The sequence below is a fragment of the Pseudomonas kitaguniensis genome, assembly GCF_049199985.1.
Classification (GTDB): domain Bacteria; phylum Pseudomonadota; class Gammaproteobacteria; order Pseudomonadales; family Pseudomonadaceae; genus Aquipseudomonas; species Aquipseudomonas kitaguniensis.
In genome coordinates this window covers 295716-318599 of record NZ_JBLZPT010000001.1, presented here as the reverse complement: position 1 = coordinate 318599, position 22884 = coordinate 295716, and the positions used below count along the sequence as shown (strand labels likewise).

The 22884-nt window shown below is 58.9% G+C and carries 27 protein-coding genes and 1 tRNA gene; 13 read left to right on the top strand and 15 right to left on the bottom strand.

Annotated features, from left to right (window positions below; genetic code table 11):
* Positions 1–38 precede the first annotated feature (38 nt).
* Positions 39–419 carry a response regulator gene (locus ACOZK9_RS01565; protein WP_058414889.1) on the bottom strand — a complete coding sequence of 127 codons (381 nt, stop codon included), beginning with the start codon at positions 417–419 and terminating at the stop codon, positions 39–41.
* A 178-nt stretch (positions 420–597) separates the two neighbouring features.
* On the opposite strand from ACOZK9_RS01565, the gene ACOZK9_RS01560 reads away from it, so the two are divergent.
* The gene (locus ACOZK9_RS01560; RefSeq protein ID WP_122251769.1) at positions 598–984 is read left to right on the top strand and encodes a c-type cytochrome; all 387 of its coding nucleotides are present in this window, start codon (positions 598–600) and stop codon (positions 982–984) included.
* On the opposite strand, the gene ACOZK9_RS01555 is transcribed toward ACOZK9_RS01560, so the two are convergent.
* The 5 genes from ACOZK9_RS01555 to ACOZK9_RS01535 are packed head-to-tail and all read right to left on the bottom strand — an operon-like array spanning position 985 to position 5774.
* A complete protein-coding gene (locus ACOZK9_RS01555) occupies positions 985–3006 on the bottom strand; it encodes an LTA synthase family protein (protein WP_421555148.1) in 2022 nt (673 codons plus the stop codon).
* A gap of 54 nt (positions 3007–3060) precedes the next feature.
* Positions 3061–3672 (bottom strand): hypothetical protein, encoded by a 612-nt coding sequence (locus ACOZK9_RS01550; protein ID WP_421555319.1) that lies wholly within the window; start codon positions 3670–3672, stop codon positions 3061–3063.
* Positions 3672–4940 (bottom strand): sialidase family protein, encoded by a 1269-nt coding sequence (locus ACOZK9_RS01545; RefSeq protein ID WP_152751373.1) that lies wholly within the window; start codon positions 4938–4940, stop codon positions 3672–3674. The genes ACOZK9_RS01550 and ACOZK9_RS01545 overlap by 1 nt, the downstream gene beginning before the upstream one ends.
* Positions 4941–4962: 22 nt before the next feature.
* Positions 4963–5508 carry a cytochrome b/b6 domain-containing protein gene (locus ACOZK9_RS01540; protein WP_421555147.1) on the bottom strand — a complete coding sequence of 182 codons (546 nt, stop codon included), beginning with the start codon at positions 5506–5508 and terminating at the stop codon, positions 4963–4965.
* The gene (locus ACOZK9_RS01535) at positions 5508–5774 is read right to left on the bottom strand and encodes a PepSY domain-containing protein (protein WP_099235507.1); all 267 of its coding nucleotides are present in this window, start codon (positions 5772–5774) and stop codon (positions 5508–5510) included. The genes ACOZK9_RS01540 and ACOZK9_RS01535 overlap by 1 nt, the downstream gene beginning before the upstream one ends.
* A gap of 147 nt (positions 5775–5921) precedes the next feature.
* On the opposite strand from ACOZK9_RS01535, the gene ACOZK9_RS01530 reads away from it, so the two are divergent.
* Together ACOZK9_RS01530 and ACOZK9_RS01525 are read left to right on the top strand one after the other, a co-directional pair.
* On the top strand, positions 5922–6584 hold the full coding sequence (locus tag ACOZK9_RS01530) for a response regulator (RefSeq protein WP_122251775.1): 663 nt from the start codon (positions 5922–5924) through the stop codon (positions 6582–6584).
* Positions 6581–7963, top strand: coding sequence for a sensor histidine kinase (locus ACOZK9_RS01525; RefSeq protein WP_421555146.1), 1383 nt, complete (start codon positions 6581–6583; stop codon positions 7961–7963). Before ACOZK9_RS01530 ends, ACOZK9_RS01525 begins: the two co-directional genes overlap by 4 nt.
* On the opposite strand, the gene ACOZK9_RS01520 is transcribed toward ACOZK9_RS01525, so the two are convergent.
* The 3 genes from ACOZK9_RS01520 to ACOZK9_RS01510 are packed head-to-tail and all read right to left on the bottom strand — an operon-like array spanning position 7920 to position 9858.
* On the bottom strand, positions 7920–8387 hold the full coding sequence (locus ACOZK9_RS01520) for a hypothetical protein (protein ID WP_421555145.1): 468 nt from the start codon (positions 8385–8387) through the stop codon (positions 7920–7922). The genes ACOZK9_RS01525 and ACOZK9_RS01520 overlap by 44 nt on opposite strands.
* 4 nt (positions 8388–8391) lie before the next feature.
* A complete protein-coding gene (locus ACOZK9_RS01515; protein ID WP_152751383.1) occupies positions 8392–8679 on the bottom strand; it encodes a colicin E3-like toxin immunity protein in 288 nt (95 codons plus the stop codon).
* Positions 8680–8694: 15 nt separating this feature from the next.
* Positions 8695–9858 carry an S-type pyocin domain-containing protein gene (locus tag ACOZK9_RS01510; protein ID WP_421555144.1) on the bottom strand — a complete coding sequence of 388 codons (1164 nt, stop codon included), beginning with the start codon at positions 9856–9858 and terminating at the stop codon, positions 8695–8697.
* A 198-nt stretch (positions 9859–10056) separates the two neighbouring features.
* Here ACOZK9_RS01510 and ACOZK9_RS01505 point away from each other — a divergent pair, with 198 nt between their 5' ends.
* Positions 10057–10356, top strand: a complete 300-nt coding sequence (locus tag ACOZK9_RS01505) for a helix-turn-helix domain-containing protein (RefSeq protein WP_421555143.1) — start codon at positions 10057–10059, stop codon at positions 10354–10356.
* A gap of 964 nt (positions 10357–11320) precedes the next feature.
* On the top strand, positions 11321–11629 hold the full coding sequence (locus ACOZK9_RS01495; protein WP_152751386.1) for a DUF3077 domain-containing protein: 309 nt from the start codon (positions 11321–11323) through the stop codon (positions 11627–11629).
* A 137-nt stretch (positions 11630–11766) separates the two neighbouring features.
* On the opposite strand, the gene ACOZK9_RS01490 is transcribed toward ACOZK9_RS01495, so the two are convergent.
* Positions 11767–12138 carry a PH domain-containing protein gene (locus ACOZK9_RS01490; RefSeq protein ID WP_058414876.1) on the bottom strand — a complete coding sequence of 124 codons (372 nt, stop codon included), beginning with the start codon at positions 12136–12138 and terminating at the stop codon, positions 11767–11769.
* A 169-nt stretch (positions 12139–12307) separates the two neighbouring features.
* Between ACOZK9_RS01490 and ACOZK9_RS01485 the strand changes: the two genes are divergently transcribed.
* Entirely contained in the window at positions 12308–12943 is a 636-nt protein-coding gene (locus tag ACOZK9_RS01485) for a LysE family translocator (RefSeq protein ID WP_421555142.1), read from the top strand.
* A 28-nt stretch (positions 12944–12971) separates the two neighbouring features.
* Here ACOZK9_RS01485 and ACOZK9_RS01480 read toward each other — a convergent pair whose 3' ends face one another.
* Positions 12972–13301, bottom strand: coding sequence for a hypothetical protein (locus ACOZK9_RS01480; RefSeq protein WP_421555141.1), 330 nt, complete (start codon positions 13299–13301; stop codon positions 12972–12974).
* Between the two features lie 266 nt (positions 13302–13567).
* Entirely contained in the window at positions 13568–14260 is a 693-nt protein-coding gene (locus ACOZK9_RS01475) for an NBR1-Ig-like domain-containing protein (RefSeq protein ID WP_421555140.1), read from the bottom strand.
* 133 nt (positions 14261–14393) lie between these two features.
* On the opposite strand from ACOZK9_RS01475, the gene ACOZK9_RS01470 reads away from it, so the two are divergent.
* Positions 14394–15026 carry a LysE/ArgO family amino acid transporter gene (locus tag ACOZK9_RS01470; protein ID WP_421555139.1) on the top strand — a complete coding sequence of 211 codons (633 nt, stop codon included), beginning with the start codon at positions 14394–14396 and terminating at the stop codon, positions 15024–15026.
* Positions 15027–15111: 85 nt separating this feature from the next.
* On the opposite strand, the gene ACOZK9_RS01465 is transcribed toward ACOZK9_RS01470, so the two are convergent.
* Together ACOZK9_RS01465 and ACOZK9_RS01460 are read right to left on the bottom strand one after the other, a co-directional pair.
* Positions 15112–15447: a DUF6429 family protein gene (locus ACOZK9_RS01465; protein WP_421555138.1), complete on the bottom strand. Its 336-nt coding sequence runs from the start codon at positions 15445–15447 to the stop codon at positions 15112–15114.
* A 15-nt stretch (positions 15448–15462) separates the two neighbouring features.
* Positions 15463–15547, bottom strand: a tRNA-Leu gene (locus ACOZK9_RS01460).
* Between the two features lie 108 nt (positions 15548–15655).
* Between ACOZK9_RS01460 and queA the strand changes: the two genes are divergently transcribed.
* The 6 genes from queA to ACOZK9_RS01430 all read left to right on the top strand — a co-directional run bounded on the left by queA (position 15656) and on the right by ACOZK9_RS01430 (position 21747).
* Positions 15656–16720 (top strand): tRNA preQ1(34) S-adenosylmethionine ribosyltransferase-isomerase QueA, encoded by a 1065-nt coding sequence (gene queA / locus ACOZK9_RS01455; RefSeq protein ID WP_421555137.1) that lies wholly within the window; start codon positions 15656–15658, stop codon positions 16718–16720.
* Positions 16721–16725: 5 nt separating this feature from the next.
* Entirely contained in the window at positions 16726–17841 is a 1116-nt protein-coding gene (tgt, locus tag ACOZK9_RS01450; protein WP_421555318.1) for a tRNA guanosine(34) transglycosylase Tgt, read from the top strand.
* A gap of 43 nt (positions 17842–17884) precedes the next feature.
* Positions 17885–18223, top strand: coding sequence for a preprotein translocase subunit YajC (yajC, locus tag ACOZK9_RS01445; protein ID WP_003238439.1), 339 nt, complete (start codon positions 17885–17887; stop codon positions 18221–18223).
* Positions 18224–18285: 62 nt separating this feature from the next.
* Positions 18286–20154, top strand: coding sequence for a protein translocase subunit SecD (secD, locus tag ACOZK9_RS01440; protein ID WP_122250692.1), 1869 nt, complete (start codon positions 18286–18288; stop codon positions 20152–20154).
* A gap of 9 nt (positions 20155–20163) precedes the next feature.
* A complete protein-coding gene (gene secF / locus ACOZK9_RS01435; protein WP_421555136.1) occupies positions 20164–21078 on the top strand; it encodes a protein translocase subunit SecF in 915 nt (304 codons plus the stop codon).
* 123 nt (positions 21079–21201) lie between these two features.
* Positions 21202–21747 carry a glycine zipper 2TM domain-containing protein gene (locus ACOZK9_RS01430; RefSeq protein ID WP_421555135.1) on the top strand — a complete coding sequence of 182 codons (546 nt, stop codon included), beginning with the start codon at positions 21202–21204 and terminating at the stop codon, positions 21745–21747.
* A gap of 187 nt (positions 21748–21934) precedes the next feature.
* Here the strand turns inward: ACOZK9_RS01430 and suhB are convergent, their stop codons facing one another.
* The gene (gene suhB, locus ACOZK9_RS01425; RefSeq protein ID WP_003175971.1) at positions 21935–22750 is read right to left on the bottom strand and encodes a type III secretion system regulator SuhB; all 816 of its coding nucleotides are present in this window, start codon (positions 22748–22750) and stop codon (positions 21935–21937) included.
* Positions 22751–22884: the final 134 nt, after the last annotated feature.

The window sequence follows — 22884 nt, the reverse complement described above, 5'->3', positions numbered from 1 at the left end:
CGTCCCACCCGGTCGGTTTGAATGATGTCGCTACGACATCAATGCAGCGACGAGCCCTGTTGGGTCAGGGCCGTTTGTACGCACTCAACCAGATGTTCGGTACTCCACGGCTTGGGCAAAAACCGCACGGAACTGCCCAGTTGCGCCGCGAGCTTGGCATTGCCGGAGGTCAGCACCACCGGCATCGATGGCCAGCGATGCGCCACTACTCTGCTCAAATCATAGCCGTTGAGCAACCCCGGCATCTGAATATCACTGACAATCAGGTCGACCGGGTCATCGCCGCGCTCCAGATAGATCATGCCTTCATCCGCCGACGGAAAGGACGTGACCTGCGCACCCAGCTCCTCAAGCACATTTACCATTAACGAGCGAATGATCTCGTCGTCTTCCAGCACTAAAATCGATGGCTGAGCCATGATCCTTCTCCACCATCAGGGTTCAGTTAGGTGGAGTGGGGCGTGCGGGGTTAGGTTCGATTGAATATGTTCCAGGCGATGGGTGGTCATTTAGAGGGCCTGGGTTGTGCATCGTCACGGCGCATGCAGGCCTGACAAACAGGCATAATCGTCAGTAACACCCGCTGTGGAGTCCCCCATGAAATACGCTTTATTGAGCCTTGCTGTCATCTTCAACATCACCCTCAACTGCGCCACGGCTATCGCGGCTGGCGATGCCGAGGCGGGCGGCAAGTTGTTCACCAAGACCTGCGGCGGTTGCCACAGCGTCGGCGAAGGCGCGCGCGGCGGCTTTGGCCCCGAACTCAACGGCATTATCGGCCGACCTGCTGGCACCACGCCCGACTATCAATATTCCGACGCGATGAAAAACTCCGGCGTGGTCTGGACCCGCGACAAGCTCGCCGCCTATATCGAGGCGCCGAAAAAAGTAGTCAGCGGCACGCGCATGATCTTCTGGGGCATCAGCGACCCGGAAAAGATCGAAAACATCCTGGCGTACCTCGAAACCTTCCAGCCCAAATAATCATTCGCGCACATTCTTGAACAGCATCAACCGCGCACTCTCATGCAGCCCGCGCGTCAGCCCCTGCAGGCGCTGAAACTCTTGCGGGTGCTGCTCGGCCACGTCCTCGCGCGGGGTTTGCGAGGCCAGGTCATGCAGGGTCGGCGAACTGCCGTCGTGCTGCATCTGCAGCAAAAAGTCCTGGGTCACGCCGCCGATTATCGGGAACGTGCCTTCGTGCAACACCAACGGCACCATGCGCTCGCCTTCCGGCGCCGGTTGCTGAATGTCGCGGCCCATCGCCCCATTGCGAAACGGCACGCCGGCCATGCCCGCTACCGTCGGCAGCAAATCCGCCAGGCCCACGGCCTCTTCAATCACCCGAGGTTGCAGGCCAGGGGCATGGATCAACAGCGGCACGTTGTTGCTTTCAAGGCCCAATTGTTCAAAGGCGGGCAGCATGTGCGGGATCTGGCTGATGCGCGTGTTGTGGTCGCCGAAAAACACGAAAATAGTGTTGTCGTAATAGCCGCCGGCCTTGGCGATTTCCATTAAACGGCCGATGTTGAAGTCCAGCAGGCGCACCGCGTTGTATTGCTCGACGCTGCGCGAGCCGGCTTCCTGTGCTTGCTCCAGGGTCACGTTGCGCACCTCAAAACCATCGTTTTGCTTGGGGATGGTGAACGGGCGATGGTTGCCGGAGGTTTGCAGGTAGGCGAAGAACGGCTGGTTTTTGGGCACGGCGCGCAGCAGTTGATCACCTTCCTTGAACAGGTCCAGGTCAGAAATGCCCCATACGTCGACCCGTGGTGAGCGCCAGTAGCTTTCCTCAAACAGTTGCACGCCGTCGATGCTCTGGCGGATCAAGGCGTTGATATTCGCCCAGCCGGCGTTGCCGTTGATCATGTAGAACTTCTGGTATCCCTCGAACGCGTTCACCAGCGTGTGTTGCCGCGTGATCAGCGGGTTGCGCGTGGCGGTCTCCTGGCGCGTCACATCGGGCACGCCGGTGAGGCTGGCCCACACGGTTTTGGCGGTGCCGGTGACGGGCACATAAAAGTGTTTGAAGAACCAGCTTTGCGTCGCCAGTTGGTCCAGGTTCGGCGTAGGGTTCAGCGGGTTGCCGTAGGCGCCGACGGCGCTGGTGCCGAGCGATTCGAGCATCACGAAGATCACATTGGGTGGGCGATCACCCGGCAGCCGATAAGGCTGTACACCTTGTTCACGTATGAAATTCAGTTGCTGGGGGTCGGGTTTATCAACACCCAAGTACTGCGCCACTTGCGGGTAGTGTGCGCGCACCTGGGTTTCATCGAACTGCGATTGGCCGACCTTGAACGTGTCGTACAAAAACAGCACCGGGTTCAGGCCCACGGCGGCGACTTGGGTATTGCCGGAAAAGAACGCATCGCTCCAGCGCAGCGGCACCGGGTTCTCCAGGTTCAGGTTGGCGACGCGACCGAGCAGCGCCAGCAACACGGCGACCACGCCCACCACGGCCACCGAGGCCAGCGCCCATTTGCTGCTCACGGTGGGTTCACGGTCGAGGGTCAAGCGCTCCAGGCACACCAACGCCCACACCCACAGTGCCACCGCTGCCAGCCAACAGGCGGTTATCCACAGCACCGGGTAGGTTTCCCAGACCATCTGTTGAGAAATCTGCGCGTCTTGCAGGTAGCGCAACACCGTCGCGTTGAGGCGCACGCCGAGGTAGGCGTAATGGCCGAAGTCGATGATGTACACCAGGCCGACCACGGCCAATGCCACCACCAAATAGCCGCGTGCCAGCCAACGCAGCGCGGGCAGGGTGGTCAGGTTCCAGCGCGGCAGCCACGCCAGTACGGCCAGCGGCAGCAGGATCAACACCGCCAGGCGCAGGTCGAAACGCAGGCCGATGCCCACGGTTTCCAGGAGTGCCGGGGTGTTTAAGTCGAGGCCGGAAAAAGCCAGTACAAACACCAGGCGCAACGCCGCGAGTAATACAAACACCAGCCCGATGGCCCCCACGCCGTAGCGCAGGCGACGCGATTGCAACGCACCCATATTAACCTCTGTTCACTTTCATAAATCCCACTAGACACCTGTGATTGCGGTGGGTCAGCACTGCATTTTTTTGCGGGTAGACCGCCATCGCGAGCAAGCCCGCTCCCACAGGTTGAGTTGCATTAATCCGGCGATGACGCAGTAAACCAGCAGCAGCGGATCGACCAGGTAGTCCCAGTAGTTTTCCGAGGCTTTGAGCCGCAGCGCGAACGCCAACGTGCCGATTGCCAACATCCACACCGCCAGCGTGTTACGCAGCCACAGCATCAGCAACGCCACTGCGCCCACCAGCACAATCATCGGCCTGGGGTTGAAGCCCCAACGGTAAGGGTCGACATACGTCAGCCCCATCGTGGCCGGGTACAACACAAGGCTCAGCGCGCCAAACAGCAGCAACATTTGCACTTGATGTGTGCGCCCAAGCGGCTGCACCACGCCTAACCTGCACAACGCCACCCACGCCAACAACACCAACGTGCTGATGGCCAGGTCATCGGTAAAGCTGCGCACATACGCCGCCACGGGCAGCTCATTGACCGGGATAAAACTCACCACCACCAACATCGGCAACAACCACGGCCGCCACGGTGCGGTAAATCGAAACAGGCTTAAGAGCACAAACCCCAGCAGTACAAAACTCAAATGGGCTTGCCAGAAGGCCGTTATCACAAGCGCTCCTCCAGCCAGGCTTCGTTGAAGCTGACATGTTTGATAAAGGTGTTATTCCACGAGTACACCAAGTGGTACATACCGTCCGGGCTGCGGCTGAAGTACGGGTACTCGTACTCGAAATCGCAGCCACGCGGTTTGCATACGCGGTAGTCCAGGTTGCTCAGAAAACGCTGTTCCAGCGGCAAGCGTTTGGCGCCACTGGAGGCGCGAAAGCCTTCGCCGATAATTTCTTTGTAAGCCTGGGGCGAAAACGGTTGGCCAAGCGGGTCGGGCGATTGGTCCAGCTCCACCACCGTGCGCCACTGGCTGAACCGGGCGTCGGTGCCATAAAGGCTGAGCTTGAAACGGCCGTCTTGCAGGTCGTTGAGGGCCACCAACAAACCGTCATCCTGGGTGGCCACTGCGGCCAGCGATGAGTTGGGGTTGGCCGGTTCCAGCGGGTAGGGCTCGCTCCAGGTTTGCCCGGCATCTTCGGTGCGGCTGGCAAGCACGCGGTGATGGGTTTCGCCAGCGTAGCGCAACATCGCCACCGCGCGTTGGCCATCCAGCGGCACGATGGTCGGTTGCAGCGAGTTTTTACCGCGGCTGATGCGGAATTTGTCGATCACCGCACCGTCGGGGCTCAAGTACAGGTACTCGGCAAACTTGCCCATCAACTCGTGGTAAACCGGCAAGCCGATCGAGCCGTCAGCGTGGAACACCGGCGCGGCGCGCACCAACGTGCTGATATTGAAGAACGGCGACGTCACCAGTTGCCTCGGTGCGGTCCAGTTCGCGCCGAGGTCCTCGGAGACCATCACGTTGATCGCACTGGTGGCCCAGCCGCCGACCGACACCGACACATAAAACAGCCACAGGCGTTTATCCGGCCCCAGCGCAATCACCGGGTTACCGAGTTTGCGAATGTAGCGCTGGGTGCCGTCGCGGGTACTTTCGCGCGTGGCCAGCACCTGTTCGGCGCCCCATTCGGCACTGCTTGCATCAAACCGCGCGGTGCGCACCTGCACATCGGCGGCGCCTTCGCGCGAGCCTGCAAACCACACGGCCATTAAGTCGCCGCCGGGCAGCGCGGTGACGGACGAGGCATGCACAAAGTCGGTGAGCTCGGAAGACACAAAACGGCTGGTGTATTGCGGCGCGGCCGCCACCTTCGAGGTGTTCGGGCTCGCCTGGGCAAAGGGTGCCAGCACGTGGGGCGGATGGCTCAGCCAGGCGGCGATGAATACGCCCAGCAGGCTGCAAATCAGTAGAGCGGAGCGCATAGAGAACCTGTCGGAAAGAGGATTACTGCGCACGTTCATCCGGCAGGCGCTTCCTGCGACCGGTGAGCATGGATAACGGCAGGTTGTCCCGCACCTGGATGCTTTCAAACACCGCTGCCAGTACATGCACGCAGACCAAACCGAGCAACACATTGGCGGCGGTCTCGTGCACGTGCAGCGGCCAATCGGCGCCCCACAAGGCGTCGACTTCCTGCATCAAGAAGCCGCTGGTGCCGATGGTCAGCAATGCCAGCAACATCAACAGCATTACCAATGCGCCAATTGGCGAATGGCCGAGCCGATGCAGCGGACGCCCGTTGACCAAACTACGCGCATGGGCGGCGAGCCGTGCAGGCGTTGGCCAGAAATCTGACCAACGCGCGCTGCGCGGCCCAACGAACCCCCACACGGTGCGCACCAACAGCCAGGCCATGGCGTAGTAGCCCAGCCAAACGTGCCAGTCGTCGCCTGCTTCGTTAAAGAAGTAATTGGCGACAAAGACCCCGGCGATAGACGCATGAAACAGCCTCACCAAAGGGTCCCACAGGCGCAGGGATTCGCCTTGCATCAGCCCTTGATCTCAGTCTTCACGGCTTTGCCGGTGACCGGGTCATGGTAGATTTCGACTTTGCGCTTGTCCTTGTCAAAGCCGTAGATTTCATAGCAATTGCCGTCGGTGACCTTGAACTTGCTGATCTCATAGCCTTCGGCCTTGAGCTTGTCCTGAAACACCTTTTGGTCTTGCCATTGCGAGCGCTCGGCGGTGGTGCACTGCGGGCCGGCGACGGCCAAAGGGCTGGCGATAATCAGGGACAACAAGAGAATTTTGCGCATGGAAAAGCTCTCAGCAGATGTGGGAGATTGCACAGTGCAAAACCAACCTTAGCGCAACCTTAGTTGGCAATGAGCCGTAACATCTTTCCCGGAATAGCCCGCGCCAGAACCCGGCATGATGCCGCCGATTCCTACAGAGATTCCGTTATGCGCCTACTCCTCGTCGAAGATGATCGCGCCCTCGGCCAAGGCATTCGCGTGGCATTAGGCGCCGAAGGCTACACCCTCGATTGGCTGCAGGATGGCCTCAGCGCCCTGCATGCCCTGCGCACTGAAAGCTTTGATTTGCTGTTGCTCGACCTCGGCCTGCCGCGCCTCGATGGCCTCGACCTGCTGCAGCAACTGCGCGCCGAACAGCACGACCTGCCGGTGCTGATTCTGACCGCCCGTGACGGCACCGCCGAACGCATCGCCGGGCTCGACGCGGGCGCCGACGACTACTTGGTCAAACCCTTCGACGTCGAAGAACTCAAAGCCCGCGTGCGCGCCCTGTTGCGCCGCAGCCAGGGCCGCGCGCAACCGCTGCTGGAACACGCCGGCGTCAGCCTCGACCCGGCCACCCAACACGTGCGCTACCAGGATGAAGACATCATCGTCACCCCGATGGAATACCAACTGCTGCACCAACTGATGGTGCGCCCCGGCAAAGTCGTGACCCGCGAGCGCTTGTCCCGCGCGCTGTACGGCTGGCAAGACCGCGTGGAGAGCAACACCCTCGAAGTACTTATCCACAACCTGCGCAAAAAACTCTCCACCGAACTGATCCGCACCGTGCGCGGTGTCGGCTACGTGCTGGCGCTCAAACCATGACCTCGGTTCGCGCGCGTATTCTCATCCCGGTGCTGGTGCTGATACTGCTCGGTGACGCCCTGATCAGCTGGCTGGTGCTGCGTGACAGCCACCACGAAATCGAAGAAGTCTACGACGCCCAACTCGCCCAAAGCGCCCGCCTGCTGCAAGGCGTGCTGCGCCAACGCGACCCCGGCGAGGCCGACTGGAACCGCCTCTACCAAGCCTTCGACCACGCCATGAGCCGCGTCGGCGAAGAGGGCGTCGCCCACCCCTACGAAACCCGCCTGACCTTCCAGGTATGGCGCACTGATGGTGAATTGTTGGTGCGCTCCGCCGAAGCGCCGGTGCTGGCTGCGCCGCCCACCACCCTCGGCTCCCACGACCTGATCGACAACGGCAACGACTGGTGCGCCTTCCTCCTCGCCGACCCGCAACAGGGCCTGTTGATTTGGGTGGGCGAGCGCGACGACATTCGCCAAGACCTGATCGAACGCATCGTGCGCCACACCCTGTGGCCCACGCTGATCGGCGTGCCACTGCTGACCCTATTGATCTGGCTGGCCATCGGCTGGGGCCTCAAACCGCTGCGCGCCATGGTGCTATCCATTCGCGGGCGCAACACCGACACCCTGCAACCGCTGCACTTAAAGCCCCTGCCAACCGACCTGGAACCCATGCAAACCGCGCTGAACCGGCTGTTGGTGCAAGTGGATGACCTGCTCGACCGCGAACGCCGCTTCATCGCCGACGCCGCCCACGAACTGCGCACGCCACTGGCGATACTGCGCATCCACGCGCAAAACGCGCAAAGCGCCGCCACCGAAGAACAGCGTCGCGAAGCACTGGACTTCCTCGTCAACGGCGTCGACCGCGCCACCCGCATCGGCAGCCAACTTCTGACCATGGCGCGCATCGAACCGCACCTCAGCAACCCCGTGTGCAAACGCGTGCAACTCACCGAACTGGTGCGCGAAGAACTCGCTGAACTGACGCCGCTGGCCATGGAAAAAGGCGTGGAACTGGTGCTCGAAGGGCAAGAACAATGCTGGGTGCAAACCGAACCGGTGGCGCTGGCGATTGCGCTGCAAAACCTGGTGACCAACGCGCTCAACTTCTCGCCGGCCGGCAGCGAGGTGCGCGTGGTGATTGGTGCTAATTGTTTGAGCGTGGAAGACCAAGGGCCGGGCATCGATGAGGCGGAATTAGGGCGATTGTTTGAGCGGTTTTACAGCCGGGGGAACGCGAATGGCGCGGGGTTGGGCTTGGCGATTGTGGAGATGATCGTGGGGAAGATCGGCACGCGGTTGACGTTGCAGAATTTGGCGACGGGTGGGTTGTGTGCGCGGTTATGTTTCAACGCTTGCGCGGTGGAACCTGGGGGAAAACCACACCGTTAAAGGTGTGGGTGCAGCAGTTACAAAATGGCTTCATCTGTTCGGGCGTCAATTGGGCGTTAACCTTTTGCAGCACACCTGCCTCGTCGACCCACAGTCCGCTGTAATAGGTGGACTCACCTAGTCCCACATACTCCTTCTTGTCGTTTTCATGCAGCGCAACTATCCAAAACACAGGCTCCGGGCGATCCAGGCGGGCGTTGGCTTCGCTGAAAACGGCATCCCACGGATGGCCGACTTTGGACAGGAGAAACCGGAATAGCGGCGTGTAATCAAAGCCGTGTCGGTGATGGCTGTGCATTGAGCCGCGGTTGGACAGTGAGCGCTTTTCGCTCTTGGTGTGCCGTTCATATCTATAAGCAGCACAGCTCCCGTGGCGTACGCCATGGGTTCGGGTGTTGACTGTGCGGTAGAGGGGCTTTTTCATTGCATCAGGACTCATCCTTGGACTGCTTTGGCGGAGGTGGCCACGCGCCTTGGTAGAGAAAGGATATCTGGTAGTAGAAAAGGTCGGGTTCTATCACCTGCCGGAAATATGGCTGGAGAATCGCTATCCAATTTGGGAGAACGTCAAATCCTCCAGCATAGATTTGTGGTTCCTCGTGCAGGCCGAGTGCGTTAAGAATGATGTCGTCGTCCTCAAAGTTTGCTGAGTATTCGTCGGCATCTAAGTTGTCGGTTTGTTTGTTGAACCATTGCAATCGTACTTTCATAGCCATAACGAACGCTCCATTCTACCTTTCTATATGACGGTTATCTTTTGCTGGGCCACGCTGCTCGCCGGTATAGGGATCAAACGAACCGAGGTGTTTCACATCGCTGTAGCGATAGACTTCCAGTTCACCCTTTTCTGAATCCCATTCAAATAGCTTTCTTCCTTTTGCGTCCTTCCAACGCTCCCTAAGCCCGCCACCATTCTGTTTTCGGGTCTTTCTCTTTTGTTCTATCAAGCCCGGGAAGCCAGTGATGTCCTCGGTTCTGGGCGCTGGAAAATAATCATAATCCGGATTTCTCAAGCCTTTCCGGGGCTCGTTAACCACTACATACAGCGGCCTAACACCCGACTCCACCGGGAACACCAGAATAAAGTCCCGGTATTGCGGTGGATAAACCGGGTTTCCCAGAATCTGCGCAGCTTTCTCGGTCGGTGGATAAATCCAAATCACCGGTGCCTGTGGCGCGGCCTCCAACGCCGGAATACCCAACGTATCGCCCGGATCAACCGCAGGCGTCCATATCAGCTCAACGCCCTCACCCAAATCCGCGACAAACTGATCGCCACGGCTTTGGAACTGCACCACATCGATCATCTGCCAATCGGCATTGTTGCCTGTGTAAAACCCATACCCCTTGAGCGTGCCGTCTTCGCGCTGCTCAACATGCAAGCGCATCTGCGACCGCGCCCGCTGCATCGAGCGCAATTGCTCCTCGCTGTAGAGTGCGCTGTCGCCCAGCTCCGATGGCCACGCCAGCGCCACCAAACCCGCCAATAAGCCACCGGCCATAGTGCCAACGGCGCTGGCAGCGGACTCCAATACCACCGAGCGCAACGCCAACTGCCCCAAGCCAGCGGGCAGTGCGCTGCCGCTGATCTTGCGCAGCGCAACCGCGCCCTGGCTGTCCACCTCGCGCCCACCCAACAGGCTGAAATGGCCGTAGTCCTTGATCAGCTCCAGCGGCACATGACCGGCGGGATCGTTGTAGCGAATGATGCCGTCGGGCAGTTGGCAGGGTTTGGTGAACGTGCAGCCACAAGGTTTGGCCAGCGTTGGCGCTGGCATCGGTGGCGCGTCGAATACCGCTATCGGCGGCGAATAGGCCGCCCGCTTCGGCTGCGGGGTCAGGATTCGCCGTTTGAGTTGTTCTTCTTCGGTGATGGGGTAAGAGCGTTCTGACATGACGGGCTCACTTCCTTGTGCGAGGGAGTGAGCCTACGAGGGGGAATCAGACGTTGATGTCGGCTTTGTTCGATGGTGGGCGTGGGAAAAGTCGACGGATGCCTGATCTGGCGGACTTATTTCGATTATTGGGATTTTAGTTTGTTTGTTTCGTTTAGCTTGGGCGTCAACTGAATTGCGTAACGCCGGAGCCGCCTCATGATCATCAATCACCTTCCCAAAACGACCCTTGCGCAGGGAAAGGACGTCGAAGCTGCCGTGCAAGACCAGCGCGAACTGACCTCGCAGCAGGCCGCCGACCGGCTTAACGTTTCACGCCCGCACTTGGTCAAGATGCTAGAGGAGGGCGCACTTCCGTTTACAAAAAACGGCCGGCATCGGCGAATTCGGTTTCCGGATTTGATCGCGTTCAAACAGCGGCGCGATGAGGAAAGCCATGAGGCAATGGACGCACTGGCGCAACAAGCCCAAGAGCTGAGAATGGGCTATGACGGATGAGGTGTTCGCCTTTTAGTGCGGCGTACGATGCGTGTGTTGCATACCTGGCCGCGCTCCGGGATTTACTGATGTGGCTGGGTTTGTCTGGAGGTATCGGGCGCGGTGGGCTAGTTAGATTCATGAGGAATGGAAGCGCAGCGTGCTCACGTGAATAGATTCGTCCCCCCGTTTCTGCATAATGCTTAAAACGATACTTGAGAGGCCATGCTACCGATTAATGGCTGGTTTCCGATTCGCACGCGTTTCGCAGGTTCATATCATTTATGGAGTTACAGCCACTGCCGGTTTTTTTGGCGATACAGTAGTTACGCTGGTTCATGTCATTGATGCTGAGGCAACCCGCATAGGCATTGGTACTGAACATCAGCAAGGCTGCAATAATTATCCGCATTTCATACTTCCATGAATGATCAGGGAGCAGCTTGGCGCTGTTTGATTAATGGTGTAAATGATATTGAAATAGTGGCGTGGAGGCGAATCGGCTAAGACTGAAGCGGGTATATTTTGGCTTTCTCTAAGCATCCGAACCACAGGCACAAAGGGCCAGGCACTCGGTTAGTTACCTATTTTTCGCAGCGGCCATGATTGGCAACGTTCCGTCACACACCGAAGCTTCATTCTGAATGTTGTTTGGGCTAACTTTCGCCGGTCGCTGCCAACCCAGCGACCGGGCCTGGAAACCCGCGGAATAAAGGGCGCACAGGCGCCACCATTTATCACGACTGCTGGTGCTATTTTTGTGCCAGCATATGCGTGTTATGGCGGCTGTGCGTGGGAGACTTTCGAGTCTGCCGGGTTTGCCCTTTTGCCCCGGTTTCCAGCCTGCGCACAGCTGCCACCATTCGCCTGGAAACGAATGGTGCAGCTCTCATCGAAAAACGGGAGTTACACCAATGAGCTTTTCTGAAAAGTCGTACCCTAGCAACTCCGCAACCCACACCCCCGCACATGCCGGAGGTGCCCAATGATCAACCCACCCCTCAACAAAACCCTCGGCGTTATCACCTTCTCCACCTGCGGCAAGCAGCCCAACCTTCACCGTCTGTTCCGCGTCAATGCGGGCGTACCCATTCGCGATGCCCTGGAGCATGCCTCCGAGCTGCTTCACTGTTCAAAAATGCTCGCCTTGGACGCGGCCATGGACACAAGCGCGGACCGTTATGCCTGGGCGGCGCATTATTTGGGGGAGATGGCCAAGGCGGTGGTGGATGATTTGGCGAACGGGATGTTGCCGAATGGGGCAACGGAGGAGGGTGAGGCAGTTGCTCTGTAGGCGGGTAGTTTGAGGATGTTTGGGCTGGCGTCATCGCAGGCAAGCCAGCGCCCACAGTTTGAGTGGGGTACGCCCGCTTAAACCGTGTAGGCAATAAAAAAGACCTTGGCATGCCAAGGTCTTTTTTTGCCTGTTGATCAGCTCAGCAGGTGTTTGGAAATGATCCGTGAGATTTCGACAATGGAGGTTTTGCCGGTGAATTCGAATTTCACTTTGCCCAGCGATGAGAAGTAAATCTCCAGTTCCGAATCCAGGTCAAATGTCCCGGACGTTTCCACTGAGTACGCGACGATGTTTTTGTACGGCAGCGAGGTGAAGTCCTTTTTGCTGCCAGTGATCCCTTGCACGTTCACGGCGATGATGCGTTTGGTGGTGAACACCACGCCGTCGCGCATGGCTTTGTAGGCGTCGATCACTTCTTCGCCGTCGAGCAGCAGGGCGGTGACGCGTTCGGCGTATTCGTTATTTTGTTTGAGCTTGAAGAAGCCTTTGTTGTTGAAGTCGATCATGTGCCTGTCCTTGGGTGAGTGGTGCGGTGAACGCCTGCGCGTGTGTATGACGTTTTACTCGCGGATCTGTGTCTAACGCGCTCTTTTTGAACGCCCTACCATGACGCCCAACACTGCAACGTTGGCCAAGGGTTTCACGCCGACGCAACAAAAATCCAGGAGCCAAACAATGCCCGATATGTCCAGCTTGCTTGCCTATGGGCTTATTTCACTCGGTATGGTGCTGACGCCGGGGCCGAATATGATTTACCTCATTTCGCGGTCGATTTGCCAGGGGCGCACGGCCGGTTTGATTTCGCTGGGCGGCGTGGCGTTGGGTTTTGTGGTGTACATGCTGTGCGCGGCATTGGGTATTACTGCGTTGGTGATGGCGGTTCCGTTTGCCTACGACGCGCTGCGGCTCGGCGGCGCGGTGTATTTGGTTTATCTGGCCTGGCAGGCGGTCAAGCCGGGTGGCCGGTCGCCTTTTCAGGTTCAGCAGCTGCCGCCGGACAGCCCGCGCAAGCTGTTCATGATGGGCTTCCTGACCAACCTGCTGAACCCCAAAGTGGCGGTGATGTATGTGTCGTTGTTGCCGCAGTTTATCGACCCGAACGGCCACGGCAGTGTGTTGACGCAATCTTTGGTACTGGGCTTTACGCAGATTTTTATCAGCGTTAGCGTCAATTCGATGATTGCGGTCATGGCGGGTTCTATCGCGGTGTTCTTCGTCACCCGGCCGGGTTGGCAGGTGGTGCAGCGCTGGCTGATGGGGTCGGTGCTGATGGGCTTGGCGGTGCGCATGGCGGTGGAAGGGCGGCGCTAGGTTCGGCGCGCCATGACGTTTCACCGGTTCACTGGATAGCTTTCAAGTAGTCCATGAGCACGGTGAGCGGCGCGGGCAGGTCATCGAGTTGATCGACGTTTTGCACGTCCGTCGCCAGCCGCTGCAATTCGCGCCCTAGTACCGTGTCGGCACCGCCGAGTGCCGCCAGCGCCTGCGCCATACATTCATCAATTTTGCATTGAATAACCGCCAACTCGCGCTGGCGCACTAACAACCCAAACACTTCGCGCTCATACCCGTCCATGACCAGGTCATCCCTTAAAATTGGGCTGCCGCCGACTGTCTCGTGCACCAGTTTAAGTGCAAAGAGCGCAACAGCTTCCAGCGTCAATTCCATGGTCTCGGTTCCTCAGCGTTCGGGGCGGAGCGCGATGATCACTGTTCTGTGCGTGAAAAAAAAGACCTTGTGCAGCGAACAGTGTGACGTTGGTGGGCTTAGTGAACTGGCGCTAACGGCCATTCGGCAAGGGCGGCCGACGTTCGACTTGCTCAAGGCTCACGCCGCCTGCCCGGTAAAGGTTGCTTGGGTAAGTGCTGACCGCGCCGTTGATTTTAATGCGCAAGCCATTGGCGATGGGGCAGTCAGCGCGACACGTAACGGGTTCAGCGTGCCATGACGTTGACGATCACATGCAGGATGAAGGCAGGCCCGTAGCAGGGTTGCCCGTGTTCATCCTCTATCCGCCAGATGGACGTGACGGTACACGTCTCCTTGGGCGCGGCGAACTCCACGGTGATGTGCACCGGTTGACCGGGCAATGTTTCGGCAATTGGAATTTCGTTATTCAGGCTGCGCAGGTGCGTGTCCATCACCACTTCCAGCGCCGCCCCCGCAGCGGCGCGCTGAGCGATGACGTATTCGCCGTCCACCCGCACCAGCTTGCGCGCGCGCCAGGGGCGGGCGCCGAGGTTTTGGATTTCCCAGGTCTTCTGAAAGATCTCACCCGGCAGCACCACGGCTTGGTCGGGTGTGGTGACATCTGCGTTGAACACGGCAATGTCGCTCGGGTCCTGCAGGCCAATGGCGCGGTTGGTGCCAGCCATTGCGTGGGCATCGACCGGCGCACCAGCCAGGTCGGCGAAGTAACGGAACAGCAGCAGCGGTGAAACCTGCAGCGCCTTGGCCAGTTTAATCAGCGTGCGCACGGAAGGGTCTTGAGAGGCACCGCCCGCCAAACCGTAGAGATAGGTTCTGGAAATGCAGGCTTCTTTGGCCAAGGTGGTCATGGATTTGCCCAGTTCCCTGCCGCGTCGGGTGATCAGCGCCCTTAGGGTGTCCCGCGTTCTGATAGTCATGCCCCACCGTTGTACGCCAAAAAAGACACACTGATCGCCGCTACGTTAAGTGAGTTATGCACACTACTCCTCGCGCTACCCCTTGGGATCTGGCGTTTGTTGCATTCCTTTACGCCAGATTTGAAAGGTAGCCGTGACGCCTTACTTTATCGAGGGGTTGATACTTGGCCTTGGGCTTTTTGCTGCCCCAGGCCCAAAAGACACCTTGGTCATCCGCCAGGGTGTCAGCCGTGGCCCTGTCTGGGGCGTGGTCGCTATCTGCGTGCTGGCCGACATTGTGCTGATCGCTTTCGGTGTCACCGGGTTAGGTTCGCTGTTGGGCAGTCGGCCACAGGTGATGGCGCTCTTGTTACTCTCAGGCGCAGCCTATCTGCTGTGGTTCGGTGCCCAGCGCTTATTGGCCAGCCTCCGCAACCAATCCATGCCGGACACTCAAGGCGGCAACTCGCAACGCGGGCTGCTGCGCACAGCAATGGTGCTTGGTTTCGCCAACCCCTACGCCTGGCTCGATACCGTTGTGCTGATTGGCTCCATCGGCGCAGCCAAACCTGCTGGCCAACAAGCCTTGTTCGCGGCCGGTGCAATGACGGCTTCGTTGATATGGTTCGTGTTACTTACGCTGGGCTGTCAGCGCTTGACCGGGCTGTTTCGCTCAGCTGTGGTCTGGCGATGTTTGGACGTTGGCGTTGCTGTGTTGATGGTGTATCTGGCCGGGATGTTGATGAGTGACTCGCTAAGTATCTTTGAGGTAATTCTAGAAGGGTAATCAGCGCATCAGGGAGATTCGTACGCACCCTAATTCAAAGCCGGCAAGGCGTCTGGAGAGCACATGCACCCGCTTGCTGCATCTGTCAGCTATCCGCGGGTAGAGGCTCCGATTTACCTTTCACCCCAAACAACCGGTCGGCTATCTGCCTACCTCGCTCAATACCTTCCTCCGTCAGCCAAATCGATTTGTTCCTGTTCACCGGATTACTGATGAATCCCTGTTCATGCAATCGGTTCATGGCGTCGAAGTCGAACCCTTTCCAAGCATGGCCGTGGTCGAAACTGAAAGTTACCAACAGGGCAAGCACGGCGTCTTCAATCAGTTTTTCGTGGTGTTTCTCAAGGGGCTTTTCTGGCGAGCAGCGGTGTCGCTGGCCGGTCACTTTTCTACAGGCGAAAAAAAAGACCTTGAATTTCAAGGTCTTTCTTTAAGGTGGTGCCCCGAGGGAGAATCGAACTCCCACTTCTTTCGAAAACGGATTTTGAATCCGCCGCGTCTACCAATTCCGCCATCAGGGCTCAATGGCGGCGAAGTATAGAGATGAGATTACCGTTGGTCAATCACGTTTCATGGTCTATTTTCACTATTTCCGCTAGACTTCCCGCCCCTGCTAGACGAACCCCATCATGCGCGTTGCTGACTTTACCTTTGAGCTCCCTGATTCGCTGATCGCTCGCCACCCTTTGGCCGAGCGTCGCGCCAGTCGACTGCTGACCCTGGACGGGGTCAGTGGTGCCCTTGCACACCGTCAATTCACTGATTTGCTTGAGCATTTGCGCCCAGGCGATTTGATGGTTTTCAACAATACCCGGGTGATTCCGGCGCGGCTGTTTGGCCAGAAGGCGTCCGGTGGCAAGCTGGAAATTCTGGTGGAGCGGGTGCTCGACAGCCATCGCGTGCTGGCCCATGTGCGCTCCAGCAAGTCGCCCAAACCGGGTTCGGGCATCCTGATTGACGGCGGTGGCGAAGCCGAGATGGTCGCGCGCCATGACGCCTTGTTTGAACTCAAGTTTGCCGAAGAGGTGTTGCCGCTGCTGGAGCGTGTCGGTCATATGCCGCTGCCTCCTTATATAGACCGCCCCGACGAAGACTCGGACCGCGAGCGCTATCAAACGGTGTACTCGCAGCGCCTGGGCGCGGTGGCTGCGCCGACTGCCGGCCTGCATTTCGACCAGCCGCTGCTGGATGCGATTGCCGCCAAGGGCGTCGAGTCTGCCTATGTGACCCTGCACGTGGGGGCCGGCACGTTTCAGCCGGTGCGTGTGGATAACATCGAAGACCATCACATGCACAGCGAATGGCTGGAAGTCAGCCAGGAAGTGGTGGATGCGGTGGCTGCGTGCAAGGCGCGCGGTGGGCGAGTGGTGGCGGTGGGCACCACCAGCGTGCGTTCGCTGGAGAGTGCGGCGCGCGATGGCGTGCTCAAGCCGTTCAGCGGCGACACCGATATTTTTATTTTCCCTGGCCGGCCGTTCCATGTGGTCGATTGCCTGGTCACCAATTTCCATTTGCCGGAATCCACGCTGTTGATGCTGGTGTCGGCATTTGCCGGTTACCCGGAAACGATGGCCGCCTACCAGGCCGCCATCGACAATGGCTACCGTTTTTTCAGCTACGGTGATGCGATGTTCATCACCCGTAACCCTGCGCCGACTGCTCCTGTAGAGACGGGCCATGAGGAACAACTATGAGTCGTATGTCGTTTGAATTGTTGGCCACGGATGGCAAGGCTCGTCGTGGTCGCCTCACGTTCCCGCGCGGCACCGTCGAGACCCCGGCGTTCATGCCGGTGGGCACCTACGGCACGGTAAAAGGCATGCTGCCGCGTGACATTATCGCCACCGGCGCCGAGATCATCCTCGGCAACACCTTCCACCTGTGGCTGCGCCCCGGCACGGAAGTGATCAAGAAGCATGGCGACTTGCATGACTTCATGAAGTGGCAAGGCCCGATCCTCACCGACTCCGGTGGCTTCCAGGTGTTCAGCCTGGGCGCCATGCGCAAGATCAAGGAGGAGGGCGTGACCTTCGCCTCGCCGGTCGACGGTTCCAAAGTGTTCATGGGCCCGGAGGAATCGATGCAGGTGCAGCGCGACCTGGGCTCCGACATCGTGATGATTTTTGACGAATGCACGCCGTACCCGGCGGACGAAGACGTGGCGCGCGTTTCCATGGAGCTGTCGCTGCGTTGGGCGCAACGCTCGAAGAACGCGCACGGCGAGAACACCGCGGCGTTGTTCGGCATCGTGCAGGGCGGCATGCATGAAAGCTTGCGCAAGCGCTCGCTGGAAGGCCTCGACAAAATCGGCTTTGACGGCCTGGCCATCGGCGGTTTGTCGGTGGGCGAGCCCAAGCACGAGATGATCAAGGTGCTCGATTACCTGCCGGGCCTGATGCCTGCTGAAAAACCTCGTTACCTAATGGGCGTTGGCAAACCGGAAGATCTCGTAGAGGGTGTTCGCCGCGGTGTGGACATGTTCGATTGCGTGATGCCAACCCGTAATGCCCGCAATGGGCATCTGTTCATCGATACCGGCGTGCTGAAGATCCGTAACGCGTTCCATCGCCATGATGATTCGCCGCTGGATCCAACCTGCGACTGCTACACCTGCCAGAACTTCTCGCGTGCTTATCTGCACCATCTGGACAAGTGCGGCGAAATGCTGGGTAGCATGTTGAATACCATCCACAATTTGCGTCACTACCAAGTCCTGATGGCTGGTTTGCGCGAGGCTATTCAACAGGGTACATTGGCCGCCTTCGTCGATACCTTCTATGCCAAGCGCGGGCTGCCTGTGCCGCCCTTGGCCTGAGTTTTCCGACCCTAAGATTCACTATTTGCAACTGGAGTGCTAAATGAGCTTTTTTATCTCTAACGCCATGGCTGATGCCGCTGCGCCTGCCGCTGCTGGCCCTATGGGCGGCGGTTTTGAGTGGATTTTCCTGGTCGGCTTCCTGGTCATCTTCTACCTGATGATCTGGCGTCCACAGGCCAAGCGCGCCAAAGAGCAGAAGAACCTGCTGGGCAGCTTGCAGAAAGGCGACGAAGTTGTGACCACTGGCGGCATCGCCGGCAAGATCACCAAGGTTGCCGATGCTTTCGTGGTTCTGGAAGTCTCCGACACCGTAGAAATGAAGTTCCAGAAGGGCGCCATCGCTGCCACGCTGCCAAAAGGCACGCTCAAAGCGATCTAAGTTTCAACCTTTACCAATCGACGGGGCGCGCAAGGCGCCCCGCGTTATAAGCGGGCGGCGTGATGCTGAACAAATACCCTCTGTGGAAATACGTACTGATCCTGGCGGTGCTGGCGATCGGCTTTATTTATTCCGCTCCCAATCTCTATCCTGATGACCCGGCGATCCAGATCACTGGCGCCAGCACTGCGTTGCAGGTCAATCAGGCTGATCTGGACCGCACGAGCAAAGCGCTCACCGACGCGGGCATCCAGGTTAAAGCGGCAACATTGGCGGCTGACGGCAAGGGCGGTTTGTTGCGCCTGGCCAAGCAAGAAGACCAGTTGCCGGCCAAAGACGTTGTGCGCAAGGCCATGGGTGATGACTATGTTGTCGCGCTGAACCTGGCACAGACCACGCCAAAATGGCTGCGCAGCATTGGCGCGCACCCGATGAAGCTGGGTCTGGACTTGTCCGGTGGTGTGCACTTCCTGTTGGAAGTCGACATGGACAAAGCCCTGGACGCACGCCTGAAAGTTTACGAAGGCGATGTGAAAAGCTTGCTGCGCAAAGAGAAGTTGCGTTATCGCAGCCTGCCGCAGCTCAACGGCGCTATCCAGTTGGGCTTTGCTGATGAAGCTTCCCGCGAACAGGCCCGTGCGCTGATCCGCAAGAGCTTCACCGATTTTGACATCGTGCCGGCCGACCTCAATGGTCAGGCGGTACTGCGCCTGGCGATGACCCCGGCCAAGCTGGCGGAAATCCGCGAATATTCCATCAAGCAGAACTTGACCACGGTACGTAACCGCGTCAATGAGCTGGGTGTGGCCGAGCCGATTGTTCAACGTCAGGGTGCCAACCGCATTGTGGTTGAACTGCCGGGTGTGCAGGACACGGCTGAAGCCAAGCGTATCCTGGGTAAAACCGCCAACCTGGAATTCCGCCTGGCGGCTGATCCGGGTGCGTCCCGCGCGACTTCCGAAGAGTTCGAGTTCCGCGAAGGCAATCGTCCTCCAGCGTTGATCGAGCGTGGCTTGATCATCACCGGCGACCAGGTGACGGACGCCAAGGCTGGTTTCGGCGAGCACGGTACACCTGAAGTGAACATCCGCCTGGATGGCCACGGCGGCGAACTGATGAGCCGCGCCACGCGCAGCAACGTCGGTCGCAGCATGGCGGTGATCTTCATCGAGCAGCGCCCGGTCACTACCTACACCAAGCAAATGGTCAACGGCGTCGAGAAAGACGTGCCGGTGCAGACCTTCAAAGAAGAGAAGAAGATCATCAGCCTGGCGACTATCCAGTCGCCGCTGGGTGCTCAATTCCGTATCACTGGCCTGAACGGCCAGGGCGAGTCGTCCGAACTGGCGCTGCTGTTGCGCGCTGGTGGCCTGGCGGCGCCGATGTACTTTGCTGAAGAACGCACCATTGGCCCGAGCCTGGGTGCCGACAACATCACCAAGGGTGTTGATGCAGCCTTGTGGGGCATGCTGTTCGTGTCGCTGTTCATCATCGCCATCTACCGCTTCTTCGGCGTGATCGCCACCGTCGCCCTCGCGGGCAACATGGTGATGCTGCTGGCGTTGATGTCGTTGCTGGGGGCTACGCTGACCCTGCCAGGTATCGCCGGTATCGTACTCACCATGGGTATGGCGGTGGACGCCAACGTGCTGATCTTCTCGCGTATTCGTGAAGAGATCGCCAACGGCATGACCGTGCAGCGCGCAATCAACGAAGGCTTCGGCCGGGCATTTACCGCGATTCTCGACTCCAACTTGACCACCTTGCTGGTCGGCGGGATTCTCTTTGCCATGGGCACCGGCCCGGTCAAAGGTTTTGCGGTAACCATGTCCCTCGGTATCTTTACCTCGATGTTCACGGCCATCATGGTGACCCGCGCAATGGTCAACCTGATCTTTGGCGGGCGTGACTTCAAGAAGTTGTGGATTTAAGGGGCTGCCATGTTACGTACAATCAACTTCATGGGCGTTCGCAACGTTGCGTTCGGCGTCACTGTGCTCCTTACCGTTCTGGCGTTGTTCAGCTGGTTCCATAAGGGCCTGAACTACGGTCTGGACTTCACCGGCGGTACGCTTATCGAGCTGACCTACGAGAAGCCGGCCGACGTTACCCTGGTGCGCAACGAGCTGGTCAAGGCTGGCTATCACGAGGCCATCGTGCAGAGCTTCGGTGCAACCACCGACCTGCTGGTGCGCATGCCTGGCGAAGACCCGCAACTGGGTCACCAGGTGGCGGAGGCCTTGCAGAAGGTCGGCGGCGACAACCCGGCGGCGGTCAAGCGCGTCGAGTTCGTCGGCCCGCAAGTGGGCGAAGAGCTGCGCGACCAAGGCGGCCTCGGCATGCTGATGGCGCTGGTCGGCATCATGATCTACCTGGCGTTCCGCTTTCAGTGGAAGTTCGGCGTCGGCGCGATCGTGTCGCTGATCCACGACGTGGTAGTGACCGTGGGTATCCTGGCCTACTTCCAGATCACCTTCGACCTGACGGTGCTGGCGGCGGTATTGGCGATCATTGGTTACTCGCTCAACGACACCATCGTGGTATTCGACCGGGTTCGTGAGAACTTCCGTGTACTGCGCAAGGCGACGTTGATCGAGAACATCAACATCTCCACCACGCAGACCCTGCTGCGCACCATGGCCACCTCGATCTCCACCTTGTTGGCGATCGCGGCCCTGATGATCTTCGGCGGTGACAACCTGTGGGGCTTCTCGCTGTCGCTGTTTATCGGCGTGCTGGCGGGTACCTACTCGTCGATCTACATCGCCAACGTGGTGCTGATCTGGTTGAACCTCAACAGCGAAGACTTGATCCCTCCTTCCGCTACCGGCAAGGAGGTCGATGACCGCCCTTGATGGGCGTTCGTTGATCTGCTGTTACAAAAAAGGTACGAGTATTGAACTCGTGCCTTTTTTTTTGCTCCAAGGCTGGGTATAGCGCGGACGTTTCGGTCCGCTTGTGATGGTCAGGAGGTTCATGTGAACAAGTCGTTACTGGTTGGTGCGTTATTGGGTGCTGTCGGTGTGACTGCCGGGGGTGCTGTTGCCACCTACAGCCTGGTAAAAAGCGGCCCTGAGTATGCGCAAGTGCTGGCAGTGCAGCCGGTGAAAACCCAGATCAAAACCCCTCGCGAAGTCTGCAAGGACGTCGCGGTAACCCGGCAGAAGCCGGTAGAAGATCAGCATCAGATCGTTGGCACCGTGGTTGGTGCGCTGGCAGGTGGCCTGTTGGGCAACCAGGTCGGTGGTGGTAATGGCAAGAAGCTGGCGACTGTAGCCGGTGCGGTCGGTGGTGGTTACGCCGGTAACAAGGTTCAGGAAGGCATGCAGAACCGCGATACCTACACCACCACGCAAACGCGCTGCAACACCGTCAACGACATCAGCGACAAGGTGGTAGGTTACGACGTGCGTTACAACCTGGATGGCAAGGAAGGTTCAGTGCGTATGGACCGTGATCCAGGCGGCCAGATCCCGGTCGACAAAGAAGGTCGTCTGATCCTGGGTCAAAACCAGCCGCAGTAATTGCCGGCGGGTGCAATTCAAAACGTGGGAGGGGGCTTGCTCCCGATGACGGTATGTCAGCTGCCTACAGGTAGGCCGACACACTGCAATCGGGAGCAAGCCCTCTCCCACATTGGGTTAGTGCCGTTGCACGAATGGCAGGCATAAAAAAAGCACCTCTTGGGGTGCTTTTTTTGTGCTCGCTCGCTTAGCGTTTCAGCGAAGCTGGCAGGTGCGGCTGGATCGCCGTCAGTACTGCCTTGAAGCATTTGGTGTTGCCGGCAACCACGTGGCCTTTTTCGAGGAAGTCGTGACCACCGGTGAAGTCGCTCACCAGGCCGCCTGCTTCTTGAATCAGCAGGGCGCCTGCGGCCATGTCCCATTCGGACAAGCCCGACTCCCAGAACGCGTCAAAACGACCGGCGGCGACGTAAGCCAGGTCGAGGCTGGCAGCGCCTGCGCGACGGATGCCGGCGGTCTGGCCGACCAGGGCGCGGAACATGCCCAAGTAGTTTTCGAGGTTGTCCATCTGGTCGTCACGGAACGGGAAGCCAGTGCCCAGCAGGGCGCCGTCCAAGCTGGTACGGCCGCTGACGCGCAGGCGACGACCGTTCAGTTGGGCGCCACGGCCACGGCTGGCGGTGAATTCTTCCTGGCGGACCGGGTCCAGCACAACGGCGTGTTCCAGGCGGCCACGGTATTTGCAGGCAATGCTGACCGCAAAGTGTGGGATGCCGCGCAGGAAGTTGGTGGTGCCGTCCAGTGGGTCGATGATCCACAGGTAATCTTCGCCTTCGCCGCTGCCTTTGTGCAGGCCGGTTTCTTCACCGAGGATGCCGTGGGTAGGGTAGGCCTTGCGCAGCGCGTCGATGATTTTCTGTTCGGCGGCGCGGTCCACCTCGGATACATAATCCTTGGCGTCTTTTTCGTCGACCTTGATGGTATCCAGGCGCTCGATGGAGCGGAAGATCAATTCACTGGCGCTGCGGGCGGCGCGCAGCGCGATATTCAGCATGGGCTGCATGGATGTGTCACCTAAGGTTGTTAAAGAAAGCCGGGCATTCTAGCAGAAACTTTGTTCAGGTGAAGGGCGACGTTAGCTTTCATGGCATAACCTTAGGCTGTTCTGTAAGATTTGCTCCCCTTTCCTGTGTCCGA

Excerpts from the sequence above, each read along its gene's own strand:
- ACOZK9_RS01515 (WP_152751383.1), bottom strand. The coding sequence starts at position 8,679 with ATGGCTATGAAAGTACGATTGCAATGGTTCAACAAACAAACCGACAAC.
- queA (WP_421555137.1), top strand. The coding sequence starts at position 15,656 with ATGCGCGTTGCTGACTTTACCTTTGAGCTCCCTGATTCGCTGATCGCT.
- ACOZK9_RS01540 (WP_421555147.1), bottom strand. The coding sequence starts at position 5,508 with ATGCAAGGCGAATCCCTGCGCCTGTGGGACCCTTTGGTGAGGCTGTTT.
- ACOZK9_RS01525 (WP_421555146.1), top strand. The coding sequence starts at position 6,581 with ATGACCTCGGTTCGCGCGCGTATTCTCATCCCGGTGCTGGTGCTGATA.
- suhB (WP_003175971.1), bottom strand. The coding sequence starts at position 22,750 with ATGCAGCCCATGCTGAATATCGCGCTGCGCGCCGCCCGCAGCGCCAGT.
- ACOZK9_RS01485 (WP_421555142.1), top strand. The coding sequence starts at position 12,308 with ATGCCCGATATGTCCAGCTTGCTTGCCTATGGGCTTATTTCACTCGGT.
- secF (WP_421555136.1), top strand. The coding sequence starts at position 20,164 with ATGTTACGTACAATCAACTTCATGGGCGTTCGCAACGTTGCGTTCGGC.
- ACOZK9_RS01555 (WP_421555148.1), bottom strand. The coding sequence starts at position 3,006 with ATGGGTGCGTTGCAATCGCGTCGCCTGCGCTACGGCGTGGGGGCCATC.
- ACOZK9_RS01560 (WP_122251769.1), top strand. The coding sequence starts at position 598 with ATGAAATACGCTTTATTGAGCCTTGCTGTCATCTTCAACATCACCCTC.
- ACOZK9_RS01535 (WP_099235507.1), bottom strand. The coding sequence starts at position 5,774 with ATGCGCAAAATTCTCTTGTTGTCCCTGATTATCGCCAGCCCTTTGGCC.
- ACOZK9_RS01510 (WP_421555144.1), bottom strand. The coding sequence starts at position 9,858 with ATGTCAGAACGCTCTTACCCCATCACCGAAGAAGAACAACTCAAACGG.
- ACOZK9_RS01495 (WP_152751386.1), top strand. The coding sequence starts at position 11,321 with ATGATCAACCCACCCCTCAACAAAACCCTCGGCGTTATCACCTTCTCC.
- ACOZK9_RS01490 (WP_058414876.1), bottom strand. The coding sequence starts at position 12,138 with ATGATCGACTTCAACAACAAAGGCTTCTTCAAGCTCAAACAAAATAAC.
- ACOZK9_RS01565 (WP_058414889.1), bottom strand. The coding sequence starts at position 419 with ATGGCTCAGCCATCGATTTTAGTGCTGGAAGACGACGAGATCATTCGC.
- ACOZK9_RS01545 (WP_152751373.1), bottom strand. The coding sequence starts at position 4,940 with ATGCGCTCCGCTCTACTGATTTGCAGCCTGCTGGGCGTATTCATCGCC.
- yajC (WP_003238439.1), top strand. The coding sequence starts at position 17,885 with ATGAGCTTTTTTATCTCTAACGCCATGGCTGATGCCGCTGCGCCTGCC.
- tgt (WP_421555318.1), top strand. The coding sequence starts at position 16,726 with ATGTCGTTTGAATTGTTGGCCACGGATGGCAAGGCTCGTCGTGGTCGC.
- ACOZK9_RS01530 (WP_122251775.1), top strand. The coding sequence starts at position 5,922 with ATGCGCCTACTCCTCGTCGAAGATGATCGCGCCCTCGGCCAAGGCATT.
- secD (WP_122250692.1), top strand. The coding sequence starts at position 18,286 with ATGCTGAACAAATACCCTCTGTGGAAATACGTACTGATCCTGGCGGTG.
- ACOZK9_RS01475 (WP_421555140.1), bottom strand. The coding sequence starts at position 14,260 with ATGACTATCAGAACGCGGGACACCCTAAGGGCGCTGATCACCCGACGC.
- ACOZK9_RS01520 (WP_421555145.1), bottom strand. The coding sequence starts at position 8,387 with ATGAAAAAGCCCCTCTACCGCACAGTCAACACCCGAACCCATGGCGTA.
- ACOZK9_RS01480 (WP_421555141.1), bottom strand. The coding sequence starts at position 13,301 with ATGGAATTGACGCTGGAAGCTGTTGCGCTCTTTGCACTTAAACTGGTG.
- ACOZK9_RS01505 (WP_421555143.1), top strand. The coding sequence starts at position 10,057 with ATGATCATCAATCACCTTCCCAAAACGACCCTTGCGCAGGGAAAGGAC.